At 52.5% G+C, this 255-nt stretch carries 1 protein-coding gene; it reads right to left on the bottom strand.

The window, feature by feature from the left end; all coding sequences use genetic code 11:
* On the bottom strand, window positions 1-255 hold a 255-nt coding region (locus H3H36_RS26525), incomplete at both ends, for an EAL domain-containing protein (protein ID WP_182220997.1).

Genomic DNA, 255 nt, shown 5'->3' with positions numbered 1-255 from the left:
AATCCTGGAACGCCGAAGCGGGGATGGGTTTGCTGATTAAGTACCCCTGTGCTTCATCGCAACCGGCCGATCGCAAGAAGGCCAACTGCGCTTCGGTTTCGACGCCTTCCGCAATGACAGTCAAATTGAGTCCATGGCCAAGTTGTATGACCGCGTTGACAATCGATGCGCTGTCGGGCGCGTCGAGCATATCGTCCACAAACGAGCGATCAATTTTCAGTTTATCGACAGATAATTTCTTCAGATAGGCGAGGC

The sequence above is a fragment of the Rugamonas fusca genome (genome assembly GCF_014042365.1).
GTDB lineage: Bacteria > Pseudomonadota > Gammaproteobacteria > Burkholderiales > Burkholderiaceae_D > Rugamonas > Rugamonas fusca.
This window is presented reverse-complemented; position numbering and strand designations above follow the sequence as displayed.